Origin of the sequence: Methylocystis sp. (assembly GCF_050251305.1) — a bacterium.
In the GTDB taxonomy this organism is placed as follows: domain Bacteria; phylum Pseudomonadota; class Alphaproteobacteria; order Rhizobiales; family Beijerinckiaceae; genus Methylocystis.
Map to the genome: position 1 here is coordinate 1 of NZ_JBFWNB010000002.1, position 13952 is coordinate 13952.

Consider the following 13952-nt stretch of genomic DNA (forward strand, 5'->3'; position numbering starts at 1 on the left):
GTCGCCACCGGCCGCATCACGACCTTTCCCGGAAAGTCCTCCTATCAGTTCGTCATCGAGTCGCTGGAGCCCGCCGGCCTGGGCGCGCTGATGGCGCTGCTCGACACCCGCCGCAAAGCGCTCGCCGCAACGATGCTCGCTGGCGCGTTGACGGTTTCGACCCGGCCGCATGGCGCGGTTGGGGACGCGGCGGTTAGGGCCAATGGGGCTATGGCAATGATGGCGGCGTCCCGGCTGGGACGGCTGGGGCCGCGCATGCCTTTGATCCATGGAATCCGCTCGGTGTCGGCATGGCCTCGCAAGCCACCTCGTCACCGCGCTCGGCGTGGAGGCGGATGGAGAAATTGAGGCGGGGTGGAGGCGAGCGACAATCTCGAAAATGAGCTAGAACTGCCCGCGGGAGGCGCATCTATGCCGCGATGGCTTCGTGATCTCTCAATTTATTTCTTCATCCTCGTATCGATGAGCGCGGTCGGCGCCGAGGCGCATCCGCGCATCGGGGAAGGCGCCGCCGATTTGACGCGGCGAACTGCTACGACGAAGCGCAAAATGATCTCGATCACCGATAAAAACGCGATCGTCGTCGATGAGAGTGCGGTCGACTCCACAGATCCCGACTATGACATCGTCCAGGCCAATATCGATTTCCTCAACGATCTGTTGGCACAATATATTCGCTTCGACGAAATGTCGCTGGAGGCGCTGCGCAGCTATGAGGTCGATTATTATCTGACGCAGATGGAGAATGGCGGCTTCCCGCAACTCGTCTTCAATTCGCGCTGGCGTGTCGATTCAGTGCGGCTGATCCGCGAAGGTCTGGCGGCGATCGGAGCGAAGAAGCATCTCGCGCTGTTCGAGGAGGGGAGCCGCCTCGTCGACTCGTTGGGAGACGCGCGGCTGAAGAAATTCCTCGCGACGACCATCCATGATTACGGCGAGAGCACGGAACGTGCTGCGCTGGCAGGAATCGACGACCGATTTTTCGCTTTGGACAAGATGGAAAACCTCCGCGACCTCAACCGCGTCTGGCTCCGCGCGCACCCGCTGCTCGCGCCGGCGAGTGCACAGCGCATAGCGGCGGAAGTCAGGCGGCGCGGCGAGCAACTTCCCGACCGCGCGACGCGCATCGCCGCTGCCGCGGCCGCCGCGCCCCGCTACATGAAGCTCATTCGCGCCCTCGTCGCCAAAGCGGGACAACGGCTCGACCGCGTGACCGTCGGCGATCCGACCCGTGAATTCGCCGGCGTGCCGACGACGGCTTGGTATTTCCTCACCGATCGGGGCCTGTTCCACATGGTCGACGTCGGTGGCAAAGCAATCATGTTCCGCGGCCGCTCGACGACCGATCGCGTTTGCGAGATCGACGCGCCGTGAGCGGCGGGAGCAAATTTCCTTTCCTACCGAACCGGAGCGCATAGCGACGCTCACGCGCCCTTTTTGGTCCTCGCGCGCGGACCTGGATTGGGCCATATCTTCATCCATGTCGGACCTGCCCGAGATCGGGGGCGAAACGCCTCAGACCAATACGCCGGAGATCAGCGTCTCCGAACTCGCGAACGCGCTCAAGCGCACCATCGAGGATCGCTTCGGACGCGTGCGCGTGCGCGGGGAAATCTCCAACTATCGCGGCCCGCATGCGTCAGGCCACGCCTATTTCAGTCTCAAGGACCAAAGCGCCCGCCTCGACGCGGTGATCTGGAAATCGACCTTCTCGCGCCTGCGCACCCGTCCGCAGGAGGGGCTGGAGGTCGTCGCCACCGGCCGCATCACGACCTTTCCCGGAAAGTCCTCCTATCAGATCGTCATCGAGTCGCTGGAGCCGGCCGGCCTGGGCGCGCTGATGGCGCTGCTCGACGCGCGCCGCAAGGCGCTTGCGGCGGAAGGCCTGTTCGACGAAGCGCGCAAGCGCGCCCTGCCCTTCCTGCCGCGCGTCATCGGCGTCGTGACCTCGCCGACCGGCGCCGTGATCCGCGACATTCTCCACCGGCTGAACGACCGCTTTCCGAGGCGCGTGCTGCTCTGGCCGGTGCGCGTGCAGGGCGAGAGCTGCGCGCCGGAGGTCGCGGAGGGCATTCGCGGCTTCAACGCGCTCGCCGCAGGCGGCGCCATTCCCCGACCCGACGTGCTGATCGTGGCGCGCGGCGGCGGCTCGCTCGAAGATTTGTGGGGCTTCAATGAGGAGCTTGTCGTGCGCGCGGCGGCGGAGAGCGCCATTCCGCTGATTTCCGCCATCGGCCATGAGACCGATACGACGCTTCTCGATTTCGTCGCCGACCTGCGCGCGCCGACGCCGACAGGCGCTGCGGAGAAAGCCGTGCCGGTTCGGGTCGAGCTCCTGGAACAGGTCGCCATTCGCGCGCGCCGGCTCGAAGGCGCGCGCCGACGCGCCATGGATCTGCGTCGCGTCGAGCTTTCGACCCTGGCGCGTCTTCTCCCCGCCGGCGACGCCCTGCTCGCCAATCCGCGCCAGCGTTTCGACCGCGCCGGCGAGCGGCTGCGCGCCGGCGCGCGCGCCGCGAGAGACGCGCGGCGGCTGCGGCTGTCGCGCGCCGCCACGCTGCTGGCGCGTCACTCGCCGCAGGCGGAGCTCGCGCGGACGCGCGAGAAACTGCAAGGCCTGGCCGCGCGGCTGAAGCAGGGATATTACGCCCGCGCCGTTCTGGCGGGACAGGAGACCGCCGGCGCGAAGCAGCGGCTCGCCGGCGCCGCGCAGCGCCTGGACCGCGCGATCTCCGGTCTGATCGGCCGCAGCCAGGATCGCCTCGACAGGCTGTCCCGGCTGCAGGAATCGCTCAGCCATCGTTCAGTGCTGGCGCGCGGATTCGCCCTCGTGCGCGACGACAGCGGCGCGCTGGTGCGCAGCGTCGCGCAAGCGCCACCCGGCGCGGGTCTCGACATCGAGATCGCCGACGGCAGAATCGCGGCGCGGGCGGGCGTCGCGACCCCCGAGCCGCCCGCGCCCGTGCGGCCGCGCCGACGACTCAGAAAGGTCGACGGCGACGATCAGGGGTCGTTGTTCTGACCTATTCGAAGCGCATCTGCCAGGCGACGATGCTGCGCTGCATCGGCGCGCGCGGCAGATAGCAGAAGACATTGGTGGAGATCGGCGCTTCGACGCAGTGATAGTGATCGTTGCTCCAGTCGTAGCCGAGCGTATCCATGCAGGCGACGATCTTGTCGTGGATGAGCTTGGGGTTCGAGCGGCGTTCCGTGGGGAAGTCTCGCTCCGCCTGAAATTCGCAGTCGGTGACGTCGAGCTTCTGGCCTTCGAAATAGCGCCCGCTGGCGCCGCTGGTGACAAACATCGCCTCGGTGGCGAGGATGAACAGCAAGCCAACCGCCAGCGCGGCCTTGCCCTGCCATTTGGTCTTGAAGAAGTGCAGGTCCAGCAGCGAAAGAAATCCGATCGCGATGAGACCGCCGCCAAGAAGCAGAGTCAACGGCGACAGGAAGGGCGCAATGCCTTCGTTCATGTCACGCTCCTGATCGCGCGCGTCCGCCGCTCCGCGCGATTGAATCGCTTCATAGTAAGAGCCCGCCTCTCTCCAAAGCAACAGAGACCAAGTCGCTTTCAGCGCCCGATGTTTTCGCTGCGCCGCAGCGCGCTTCTCCGCCCCGGCAGGTCGGCCGGGCTTTAGCCTGTGCGGCGGGCCGCTCCAGGCGGAGGCCCGCCGTGGCGATCCTCCGTCAAATTCGCGCCGAAACATGGCGTTAAGCTTCTGTTAACCAATTAACTGGCTATTAACGAAGGGCGCGAATTTGCTCAAATGCTACAGGTCAAGGATAGCTGCGATCAAGGTTGACGGAACCTTCGCTTAACCCTGGAAGACTAGGACTATCGGCGGTCGGTGGTCGTAACAGGAGTTCCTCATGCTGCTTTCGCAACGCGCCTGCGGCGCCAAATTCGTCGTCGCGCTGACGGCGGCGCTGGCGCTCACCGCCTGCGCCAAGAACACCGCCGACGAAGCGGCGGCCGATCTGGCGGGCGGACGCTACGGGCGCGGCGGCGTCGCGAGTCCGGGCAGCCAGCAGGATTTCGTCGTCAATGTCGGCGACCGCATCTTTTTCGAGACCGATTCGACCGAACTGACCTCGACGGCGCAGGCGACGCTCGACAAGCAGGCGCAGTGGCTGAACCGCTACGGGCGCTACAGCTTCACCATGGAGGGGCACGCCGACGAGCGCGGCACGCGCGAATATAATTTCGCGCTCGGCGCCCGACGCGCCGAAGTGGCGAAGAACTATCTGATCTCGCGCGGCGTCTCGGGCACGCGCATCCGAACCGTGAGCTACGGCAAGGAGCGTCCCGTCGCCGTCTGCGACGACATTTCCTGCTGGTCGCAGAACCGGCGCGCCGTGACGGTGCTTTCCGGCGGTAATTCCTGATCATCGGGCGCATTGCGCCACTTGCGTCGGCGGCGCCGTTGCGGCATTGAAGGCGCGCGCCCGCGGGCGCTCGCAGGAGTGTAGCTCAACTGGTAGAGCACCGGTCTCCAAAACCGGGGGTTGGGGGTTCGAGCCCCTCCACTCCTGCCATTCAAAATAATCAGTTGGATCCAAATCTCTCACTCCAGGCGACCTGACGTTCGCGCGGGTCGATGAGCGGCGGCGCTCAGCCGCAACGACGGCGAACGGAGATCGTCCGCGTCCTCATGACTCTCATGAACGGGCGACGGCGAAGCCCCGCGATGCGCGGGCGGGATCTGTCGGGCGCCGCGGCTCAAAGCCGCGCGAGACGCGCCCATAAGAGCGTCCACGGCCGCCCGCCCCGAGATTTCTTTGGAACGCAGGCGCGCTGGATCGGTTATTCACCTGAGGCTGGGGTGATGACAAAGTTGAAATCGGAAATATGGCGCGGGCCGTTCGCGCGTGGATTCGACGCGGATTCGGTCGTTTTGCTCGAGAATATCGGCGAACAGCTGCAATCGACGCTTGCGCCGGTCGTCGCCGAGCCATTGACGCCCGAGCTGCACGATCTCCTGCACAAGCTGGCGGAAGCGAAACGCCGCAAGTAGTCGCGCCCGTGGAGACCGCGGCGCCGGCGTGTCGGCGCGCTCATCCCTCGGATAGGGTCCTGGAGTTCGCAAGTCCCGACATAAAAACGCGGCCCCGCTTCTTTCCAAAGCAAAAGGGCCGCCCGTAAAGCGCCGGGAAGTTGGAGGCGTGAAGTCCTATCAAACTAGGAAAGTTGCGCGCCGCGTCAAGTTCGACGTCGCAACCGCGTCGCTTCGATCAAACCTCAGCAGTGGCGGCTGACATAGCCCACATAGAAGCAGGCGGTCATGACTGCGGTTGTAGTCGCCGGATCGCAAGCCTCATCCGGGATCGCGTCCGGCGCGAGATGCGAGTCGCAGTCGAAAACAAAATATCCGTCGGCGTCGCTTGTCGCGAAAGCGGAAAAACCATATGCGCGGCAGGTTCTGCCGAGCCGCCTGTCCAGCAATTGAGCGGCGCGGATCGCCAGATCCGCCTGCCTGACGGCGCCTGCTGATTTGTCGTTCGTTCCGGGCACGGCCCATTCGGGCGCGTGCGACGTCATGGCTGCGGTATCGCCGCACACCCTATTCGCGCGGTCCATGAGCACGAGACGGGTCAACGCATATTCACCAGAACAAACACGGACGAAGACAAGTAACACAAGTTGCTTGGCCCCGCCACGATATTTGGCGGCCGCCCGCGGCTGTTCAGGAGAGCTAGAGCGTTCGTCCGATCGCGACGCGGGCGGCGGCCGTCGGGAAAAAAACAATGTTTCCGCCGGCGCTCGACGATGCGACCAGCGCGGCTTTGATCTCGGTCGCCGTCTCGCTTACCCGCTGCCGCAGGAACGCGCTTGCCGGACCGTCCTGGTTCATGCTCAACAGGTCATGGGCGCATTGCTCGGCGCGCAGGAGCGAGATCTCCGCCAGGGGCGGAAAGGGATCGTCGATTGACAGGCCGGCGAGCGCCTCCAGCTCCTTTTGCAGCGCGCATCGGGCGAATTCCGGCAGCGCGGCGAGCACTTGGCTCTCGAAGTATGTGCGAAGCCGATTCGCTGCGCTTTCGAAACAAACGACAGCTTGGCTGTCTGTCGAAAGCTTGACGCTATTCGAATTCATCTTATACACCTCCTCCAAAGCTTCATCTGAACTTGGAGCGGCAGGCAATGTCGAACTTCGCTCCTCCCTGCCAACCTCAATTACAGAAATACGGCAAACAAAAGGAACGCGCTGGAAGACGACGGCGCCCGCTGTGCTGGCGGCGCCTTTGTACAGGCTAAGCTGTGCAGGGATCGCCGGATGACATGAGCCGGCAAATGAACCGGCAGGAACGTCTGTTAGAACCCGCCAAGAGGACCCGCATGATGGCCGGCAAAGCGATGCGCCTGACGCGCGGCGACGCGCTGATCGTTTTGGACGTGCAGCGCGATTTCTGCGCCGCCGGCGCTTTGGAGGTCGCCGACGCCGACGCGATCATCCCGGCGATCAACCGATTGATCGAAGACGCCGTCGCCGCCGGCGTTCCCGTCGTCGCGTCGCGCGACTGGCATCCGCTCGAACATTCGAGCTTTCGCGACTTCGGCGGCCCGTGGCCCGCGCATTGCGTTCAGGACAGCGCGGGCGCTGAGTTTCATTCCGATCTGCGCTTGCCGAATGACGCGATCATTCTCAGCAAAGGCGAAGCGCTCGAACGCGACCAGCTGTCTGCGATGAACGGCACCGGCCTTGCCGAGCGGCTGCGCCGTCTCGGCGTGAAGCGACTGCTGATCGTCGGACTCGCGCTCGACGTTTGCGTGCTCGAAACGGCGCTTGACGCCGTCGCGCGCGGCTTTCAAACGCATGTGCGTCTCTCGGGCTCCCGCGCCATCACGCCGGAAGGCGAAAGAGAGGCGCTCGAAAAGATGCGCCATGCAGGAGTCGTCCTCGAAGACGGCTGAGCGCGCCTCGCGACGACGCCGCATCCGACACGCGACATTGCCCGCCTGTGACGCCGTAGCTATGGTCCGAGCGGGCGCGCGCGCATTTGGCCACAGCCCACCGCGGCGCAGGAAGGTGAGATCGTGTTCAGCAGCGCGCTCTTCGCGGATCTCTACGAATTCACGATGCTGCGCGCCTATTTCGAATTGGGCATGACGGCGCCGGCGACCTTCAGCCTCTTCGTGCGTAAATTGCCGCCGCAGCGGAATTTCCTGATCGCCGCCGGCCTGGACGATCTTCTCGACGAGATCGAGCATTTGCGTTTCGAGCAGCAGCAGATCGACTATCTCGCTTCGCTCGAATTTTCCTCGAAGCCTTTCCTCGACTGGCTCGCAGGCTTTCGTTTCTCCGGCGACATCTATGCGATGCGCGAAGGCGCGCCCTTCTTCGAGAACGAACCGATCATCGAAGTCGTTGCGCCCATCGCCGAAGCGCAACTCATCGAAACGCTCGTCCTCAATCAGATCGGCCTGCAAACGATCCTCGCATCCAAGGCGGCGCGCGTGGTGAGCGCGGCGCGCGGCGTCAGCGTCGTCGACTTCGGCGCAAGACGGGCGCAAGGCATGGATGCGGCCACCAAGGGCGCGCGCGCATTTTATATCGGCGGAGTCGACGCGACCTCCAACGTCGCCGCTGGACACATCTATGGACTGCCCCTCGCCGGGACGATGGCGCATAGCTTCGTCGAAGCCTGCGCGTCGGAGACGGACGCCTTTCGATCGTTCTGCGATATTTTTCCGGACACGACGCTTCTCGTCGACACCTACGACACGATTGAAGGCGTGAAGAAAGTCGTCGCCCTCGCCAAGTCGCGCGGACGCAGCTTCAAAGTGCGCGCGGTGCGGCTGGACTCCGGCGATCTCGACACGCTTTCCCGTGACACGCGTCGAATGCTCGACGACGCGGGCCTGACCGACGTGCAGATCGTCGTCAGCGGCGGTCTCGATGAAATGAAGATCAACGAACTCACGTCGCGCGGCGCGCCCATCGATATGTTCGGCGTCGGCACGGATATGGCGGCGTCGAGCGACGCGCCCAATCTCGACATCGCCTATAAGCTGACCGAATACGCCGGCGAGGGACGAATGAAACTCTCGACCGGCAAGCGCTCGCTGCCGGGCCGCAAGCAGGTGTTTCGACAGTTCCGCGACGGCGTCGCGACAAAGGACGTGATCGCGCGCCACGGAGAAACGCTGCCTGGCGTCCCCTTGCTGCAGCCCGTGATGGTTTCAGGGCGCCGCGTCGCCGCGCAGTCCTGCGCTCTTTCGCAAATCCGCGCATATGCGAGCGAGCAGCTCGCCGCGCTGCCGCCGAAACTGCGCGCGCTTCGCCGGCATGAGCGCTACGACGTCGCGATCAGCGACGAACTTGCCCGATATGAGCAGGAGACCCGCGACCGGCTGAACGCCCAAGGGCGCAGCTGAACGTCCGACTGACGATGGCGGCGCCGCACCGCGGAAATGCGGCGCGCCGCTGGCTTAGCGCCGATCCTCCCGGCTCATGAATTCCGACGTGAACCGTTTGAGCGCAATCCGCAGATCGTCAGCATAGCCAATCGCGCCGAGCGACTGAAACCTTTCGATGTCGGCCAGCATCAGCTCTCGCACCGGCGCCGCCCCACGATGCATGTTGACCAGATAGCCGCCCAGGAGTCGTCCATGCCGCGTCCCGGGCTCAGCCTTCCTGTCGCCGTTGGGCGAGCCGATTTTCCCAGCAATTCCGATCATTAGCAGCTCCCAGGGGCGCAGCGCGCCAAACGCCGGCGATCCAGCTAAGCAAGAATTACGCTCACCGAAGCGCCGCCAGCGTCGCCACGTGGCCAAATTTGAAAAAGGCTTCGGCCATTGCGGGAAGCTCCCTGACGCCGGCCATCGTTTCAAGGGACGTCCCGCCGCAGACGGCCGTCCCGCATAAGAGCCTCATGCCCCAATCGGGGCAGCTCCGAGTCGATATGCGTTCGTGGATGAGCTTGACGACGCCCGAATGACGCGGATCTTTCCGGATCTTCAAATAGAGCGGCGTCAGCGCCTGATGCGGCCCCTCGAGAATCTGCAGAAAGTTGAGGCCATTGTAGAGGAGCGCCCCGCTGATCTGCAGAGGACGATTGCGCGCCGCCGCCGCCGCGACCATCTCCTCGATCGCCGGGAGGCTGAGATCAAGATTGGCGTTACTGAAATAGACAAGCCGATGCATTTTGACCTCCGCAATCCCGCCGCCGACGGAACTCAATATTCTTCGTCATCCTCCGTCCGAACTCGCCCCGGTCCGACCTGCGCGGGGTCGTCACTGGATAGGCTAAAAACAGAAATTATGCAATAGTTTCATTATCTTGACATACATCAGGCCACAGCGCCAAGCCTGCGTTCCTGTCATATGTCCGTCTCGGAGCGGACGCTATCCTGATCGCATATTGCATCCCTTTTCAGGAGTGAGGGAGGCGCTGGCAAGTCGGCGTCTCCCTCTATATTTTCAGTTTTCGGCAATAACGGCATGCAAGGGGGACAAGATGATCTCGCCCGACCCTTCCCTCCTCTCCAATTCGCTCAAGACCTATCAGGACTACGCGACAAGATTTCTGGACTTTGGACTGATCAACACGCGGTCCGCGCTGCAGTTCACGCAGGACGTATGGGCGGCGCGGTCGCCGAACGATCTCGCCGAAGCCATGGTCGATTATGGCCGACGGCAATTCGAGTGCTGGTCGGAGGAGTTCGAGGAACTCTCCGTCGTCAGCGGCGTCGATCGGGACAAGGACGCCGAGACCGCGGCGCTCGGAGACTAGTCTCCGTCGCCGGGACGCCCAGTCGAGACATCTGGCGATGAGCGCAACGGCCGCATGGGACGTCGCGGCGGCGACGGTCGCCGCGCTGCTCTTTCAGGCTGGCGCGCTCCGGGCGCTCGGCCGGCCGTTTCTATGTCCCCATGATAAATTCAGGCTCTGGGAGGGCGATGTCGCCTCTCCCTGCATCTCTCAGCAATTCGCCGACTGGTACAGCCTCACGCATGTCATCCATGGCGTGCTGTTCTCTTGTCTCATCTCGCTTGCGGCGCCGGGCCTGTCGGTCTGGCGGCGCTTTCTGATCGCCCTGGCGCTCGAAGCCGGATGGGAAATCCTCGAGAACACGCCCTTCGCGATCCGCCGCTATCGAAAGCAGGCGCCGTCTGAAGACTATGGCGGCGACAGCATCGTCAATTCGCTTGTCGACACGCTGGCGATGGCGTTCGGGTTCCTGCTGGCGTGGCGGCTCCCGGTCCCCGCCGTCGTCGCCATGGCCGTTGTTCTCGAAGTCGTCGTCACATTGAGGATTCGCGACAATTTCACGCTCAATGTGCTCAATTTCATTTATCCCTTCGCGTTCATCCGCCGCTGGCAGAAAAACGCGTCCTAGGCGGAATTTGCGGTCGGGCGCGGGCTGGGCTAACTCAAGCCTCCCGAGGCCGCGCTCCCAATCGCCCTCTGCTCGAAAAATTTCCGCCCGTCCTCCGCATGACCAAGCGCGCTCCCGCCCTCGCCGACTTCAAACGCATCGTCGTCAAGGTCGGCTCCTCGCTCATCGTCGACCCGAACAAGGCGTCGGCGAAACGCGCCTGGCTGAAGCGCCTCGCCGACGACGTCGCCGAACTGCATCGCGCCGGCGCCGACGTGCTCGTCGTTTCTTCGGGCGCCGTGGCGCTGGGGCGAAGTGTTCTCGGCTTTTCGCGCGGCGCGCTGAAACTCGAAGACAGCCAGGCGGCCGCCGCCGTCGGCCAGATCGCGCTCGCCAGGCTCTGGGCCGAAACGCTGCACGACCGCGGCCTCGTCGCCGGGCAGGTGCTGGTCACGCTCGGCGACACCGAGGAGCGCCGCCGCTATCTCTATGCGCGCGAATGCCTGACGCGACTCCTGTCGCTGCGCGCCGTGCCGGTGATCAACGAGAACGACACGGTGGCCACGGCGGAAATCCGCTATGGCGACAATGACCGTCTCGCGGCGCGAGTCGCCACCATGGCGAGCGCCGATCTGTTGATCCTTCTTTCCGACGTCGACGGGCTCTACAGCGCCCCGCCCGACTCCAGCCCCGACGCCGAACACATCCCGGTCGTGCCGCGCGTCACCGCCGACATCGAAGCCATGGCCGGCGGCGCCGCCTCGCAATATTCGCGCGGCGGCATGCGCACCAAGATCGAGGCGGCGAAGATCGCGACGAGCGGCGGCGCGCATATGGTGATCGCCGACGGCCGCGAAGAGGCGCCGATCGCGCGCATCGCCGCCGGCGGGCGCTGCACCTGGTTTCTGACGCCGTCCAATCCGGTGACGGCGCGCAAGAAATGGATCGCCGGCTCGCTGGAGCCGAAAGGCGCGGTGCATATCGACGACGGCGCGGCGAAGGCGCTGCGCTCAGGACGGAGCCTGCTGCCGGCCGGCGTGACGCGGATCGAAGGGGCTTTCGCGCGCGGCGACTGCATCCTGATCCGCAACGCCAAGGGCGGCGAGATCGGCCGCGGCCTCGTGACTTACGACGCGGTCGACGCGGCGAAGATCGTCGGCCGCTCGACGAAAGACATCGAGGCGCTGCTTGGTTTCAAGGGCCCCGACGAGATTATCCACCGCGACGACATGGCGCTCGGCCGCGAGTGAGCGGAATTCGGCTGTCGCTTCGCTCGCCTATGTCCCGGCCATCCACGTCGCGACGTCGCGCAATACACGCGAAATGCGCGAATTGGCGCCGCGTCGATGGCCGCAATCAGCGCGGGCATGACAGCTGAAATATTTCGGAATTATAAATACCGTGTTAGAATGACGCCATGCGACTGACCACATTCACCGACTTTGGCCTGCGCGCGCTCATTCTTCTCGCCGACCGCAATCCGGACGTATTGAGCGCGGCGGCGATCGCCGATCATTTCGGCGTTTCCCGCCACCATATGGCGAAAGTCCTTCAGGAGCTGGCGGCCGCCGGATATGTCGAAGGCATTCGCGGCGCGCAGGGCGGCGTTCGGCTGGCCCGCGACCCGCGCGACATTCGAATCGGCGAAGTGGTCCGCAGGCTCGACGACCAGCCGCTGGTCGAATGTTTCAGCCCGCAAGGCAGCAATTGCGCGCTTTTGCCGCGCTGCCGGCTGAAGGGCATGCTGGCTCGCGCCGAACAGGGATTTTTGCGGGAGCTCGATCGCTACACACTACACGATTGCCTCGAAAAATCCGCCGCTTTCCCTCTGGCTGATCTCTCCGCCTGAGCGTCCGCCGCCAAATCGTGCGCCGCAACGCGCGCCATATGGCTTGACTTCAGCCCTTTTTAATACGCATTCTAAATACCTATTAAAGACGCAGGAGGGAGCGACATGTTCTGTTATCAATGCGAGCAGACCTACCGGTCGGATGAAGGCGACGGTTGCGCCGGTTCAAAAGGCATGTGCGGCAAGGACGCGGCGACCGCGGATCTGCAGGACATTCTGCTCTATGTCTGCGAAGGCGTCGGCCAATATCTGCATCGTGCGCGCCAGCTCGGCGCGACCGACCTCGAAGCCGATCGCTTCATCCTCTTCGCCTTCTTCACGACGCTCACCAACGTCAATTTCAACGCGGCGAAATTCGTCGAGCTGATTCGGCAGGCGGCGCAGATCCGCGATCACGCCAAAGCGCTTTACGAAGACGCGGCGCGCGACGCCGGCAAAGCGCCGGAGGGTCTGTCCGGACCGGCCGCGTTCGTTCCCGCCGGCGACATGGCTGGGCTTCTCGCGCAGGCCTCGGAGGCCGCCGTGCGCAAGGACGCCGCCATCCTCGGCGAGGACGCCGTCGGCGCCCGCGCACTGATCCTCTACGGCCTGAAGGGCGTTTGCGCCTATGCGCACCACGCGCGCGTTCTCGGCGAGGAGCGCGAGGCGATCTATGCGGCGGTCGAACATGCGCTGGATACGCTGGCGCGCGAAGAGCGCGACGTCGCGACGCTCCTGGACGAAGCGCTCGCGCTCGGCCGCGCGAACTTTCTCGGCATGGAGGCGCTTGACGCCGCCAACACCGGCGCCTTCGGCGCGCCGACGCCGACGAATGTCCGCGTTACGCCGGTCAAGGGCAAGGCGATCCTCGTCTCCGGCCATGATCTGAAGGATCTGCACGCGATCCTCGAAGCGACGAAGGACAAGGGCGTCAACGTCTATACGCATGGCGAAATGCTGCCGGCGCATTCCTATCCGAAGCTCAAAGCCTACCCCCATCTCGCCGGCAATTACGGCGGGGCCTGGCAGGACCAGCAGAAGGAATTCGCCGAATTCCCCGGCCCGATCGTCATGACCTCCAACTGCCTGATCGAGCCGCAGCCGCGCTATCGCGGACGCATCTTCACCGCCGGACCGGTTGGATGGGCCGGCGTGCGCCACATCGACGACGAGAATTTCGCCGTCGTCGCGCAGGCGGCGCAGGCCCTGCCCGGCTTTACTGAAGACGCGCCGGAGCAGACCGTCACCATCGGGTTCGGGCGCGAGGCCGTGCTTGGCGTCGCCGACAAGGTGGTCGACGCGGTGAAGAGCGGCGCCATCCGCCACTTCTTCCTGGTCGGCGGCTGCGACGGCGCGGCGCCGGGCCGCAACTACTACACCGACTTCGCCGACGAAGCGCCGCAGGACACCGTGATCCTCACGCTCGGCTGCGGCAAATATCGCTTCAACAAGCACGACTTCGGCACGATCGGCGGGCTGCCGCGCCTACTCGACATGGGCCAGTGCAACGACGCCTATTCGGCGCTGGTCGTCGCGACGAAACTCGCTGAAGCCTTCGGCGTCGGCGTCGATGAATTGCCACTGTCGCTCATCGTCTCCTGGTTCGAGCAGAAGGCCGCTGCCGTTCTGCTGACGCTGCTCGCGCTCGGCGTGCGCAATGTCCGCATCGGTCCGACGCTGCCGGCCTTCCTCACGCCGGCGCTCGTCGACGTGCTGGTCGAGAAATTCGGCGTCCAGCCTGTCGGCGACGCCAAAGCCGACATCGAAGCCTCGCTCGGCCGCGCCGCCTGACGCTCACATTAG

Annotated in this window: 16 protein-coding genes, 1 tRNA gene and 1 pseudogene; 13 read left to right on the plus strand and 5 right to left on the minus strand. The window is 64.7% G+C overall.

Features of this window, described 5'->3' with window-relative positions; genetic code table 11:
- The 3 genes and pseudogenes from AB7F41_RS00855 to xseA form a co-directional block, all read left to right on the plus strand.
- Positions 1-348, plus strand: a pseudogene (locus AB7F41_RS00855) (hypothetical protein); the annotation flags it as partial.
- A gap of 63 nt (positions 349-411) precedes the next feature.
- On the plus strand, positions 412-1374 hold the full coding sequence (locus AB7F41_RS00860) for a DMP19 family protein (protein WP_428406411.1): 963 nt from the start codon (positions 412-414) through the stop codon (positions 1372-1374).
- Positions 1375-1480: 106 nt separating this feature from the next.
- On the plus strand, positions 1481-3022 hold the full coding sequence (xseA, locus tag AB7F41_RS00865) for an exodeoxyribonuclease VII large subunit (RefSeq protein WP_428385264.1): 1542 nt from the start codon (positions 1481-1483) through the stop codon (positions 3020-3022).
- 1 nt (position 3023) lies between these two features.
- On the opposite strand, the gene AB7F41_RS00870 is transcribed toward xseA, so the two are convergent.
- Entirely contained in the window at positions 3024-3473 is a 450-nt protein-coding gene (locus tag AB7F41_RS00870) for a hypothetical protein (protein ID WP_428385262.1), read from the minus strand.
- A gap of 397 nt (positions 3474-3870) precedes the next feature.
- On the opposite strand from AB7F41_RS00870, the gene pal reads away from it, so the two are divergent.
- The 3 genes from pal (at position 3871) to AB7F41_RS00885 (ending at position 5015) form a co-directional block, all read left to right on the plus strand.
- Positions 3871-4386: a peptidoglycan-associated lipoprotein Pal gene (gene pal / locus AB7F41_RS00875; RefSeq protein WP_428385260.1), complete on the plus strand. Its 516-nt coding sequence runs from the start codon at positions 3871-3873 to the stop codon at positions 4384-4386.
- A 74-nt stretch (positions 4387-4460) separates the two neighbouring features.
- Positions 4461-4536 (plus strand) — tRNA-Trp (locus tag AB7F41_RS00880).
- Positions 4537-4826: 290 nt separating this feature from the next.
- Positions 4827-5015, plus strand: coding sequence for a hypothetical protein (locus AB7F41_RS00885; RefSeq protein WP_428385258.1), 189 nt, complete (start codon positions 4827-4829; stop codon positions 5013-5015).
- 224 nt (positions 5016-5239) lie between these two features.
- Here the strand turns inward: AB7F41_RS00885 and AB7F41_RS00890 are convergent, their stop codons facing one another.
- Complete coding sequence (locus tag AB7F41_RS00890) at positions 5240-5539, minus strand: hypothetical protein (RefSeq protein WP_428385256.1); 300 nt, start codon at positions 5537-5539, stop codon at positions 5240-5242.
- Between the two features lie 154 nt (positions 5540-5693).
- The gene (locus tag AB7F41_RS00895) at positions 5694-6095 is read right to left on the minus strand and encodes a hypothetical protein (RefSeq protein ID WP_428385255.1); all 402 of its coding nucleotides are present in this window, start codon (positions 6093-6095) and stop codon (positions 5694-5696) included.
- A gap of 242 nt (positions 6096-6337) precedes the next feature.
- Here AB7F41_RS00895 and AB7F41_RS00900 point away from each other — a divergent pair, with 242 nt between their 5' ends.
- Together AB7F41_RS00900 and AB7F41_RS00905 are read left to right on the plus strand one after the other, a co-directional pair.
- Positions 6338-6913: an isochorismatase family protein gene (locus AB7F41_RS00900; RefSeq protein ID WP_428385253.1), complete on the plus strand. Its 576-nt coding sequence runs from the start codon at positions 6338-6340 to the stop codon at positions 6911-6913.
- Positions 6914-7036: 123 nt separating this feature from the next.
- A complete protein-coding gene (locus AB7F41_RS00905; protein WP_428385251.1) occupies positions 7037-8377 on the plus strand; it encodes a nicotinate phosphoribosyltransferase in 1341 nt (446 codons plus the stop codon).
- 54 nt (positions 8378-8431) lie between these two features.
- On the opposite strand, the gene AB7F41_RS00910 is transcribed toward AB7F41_RS00905, so the two are convergent.
- Both AB7F41_RS00910 and AB7F41_RS00915 read right to left on the minus strand, forming a co-directional pair.
- A complete protein-coding gene (locus AB7F41_RS00910; RefSeq protein WP_428385250.1) occupies positions 8432-8680 on the minus strand; it encodes a hypothetical protein in 249 nt (82 codons plus the stop codon).
- A gap of 61 nt (positions 8681-8741) precedes the next feature.
- Entirely contained in the window at positions 8742-9146 is a 405-nt protein-coding gene (locus AB7F41_RS00915; RefSeq protein ID WP_428385248.1) for a BLUF domain-containing protein, read from the minus strand.
- 313 nt (positions 9147-9459) lie between these two features.
- Here AB7F41_RS00915 and AB7F41_RS00920 point away from each other — a divergent pair, with 313 nt between their 5' ends.
- From AB7F41_RS00920 to hcp, 5 genes are all read left to right on the plus strand, one after another.
- On the plus strand, positions 9460-9735 hold the full coding sequence (locus AB7F41_RS00920; protein ID WP_428385246.1) for a hypothetical protein: 276 nt from the start codon (positions 9460-9462) through the stop codon (positions 9733-9735).
- 37 nt (positions 9736-9772) lie between these two features.
- A complete protein-coding gene (locus AB7F41_RS00925) occupies positions 9773-10342 on the plus strand; it encodes a DUF2585 family protein (RefSeq protein ID WP_428385244.1) in 570 nt (189 codons plus the stop codon).
- Between the two features lie 98 nt (positions 10343-10440).
- On the plus strand, positions 10441-11571 hold the full coding sequence (gene proB / locus AB7F41_RS00930; protein WP_428385242.1) for a glutamate 5-kinase: 1131 nt from the start codon (positions 10441-10443) through the stop codon (positions 11569-11571).
- 167 nt (positions 11572-11738) lie between these two features.
- Complete coding sequence (locus AB7F41_RS00935) at positions 11739-12170, plus strand: Rrf2 family transcriptional regulator (protein ID WP_428385240.1); 432 nt, start codon at positions 11739-11741, stop codon at positions 12168-12170.
- A gap of 105 nt (positions 12171-12275) precedes the next feature.
- Positions 12276-13940 (plus strand): hydroxylamine reductase, encoded by a 1665-nt coding sequence (gene hcp, locus AB7F41_RS00940; RefSeq protein ID WP_428385238.1) that lies wholly within the window; start codon positions 12276-12278, stop codon positions 13938-13940.
- Positions 13941-13952: the final 12 nt, after the last annotated feature.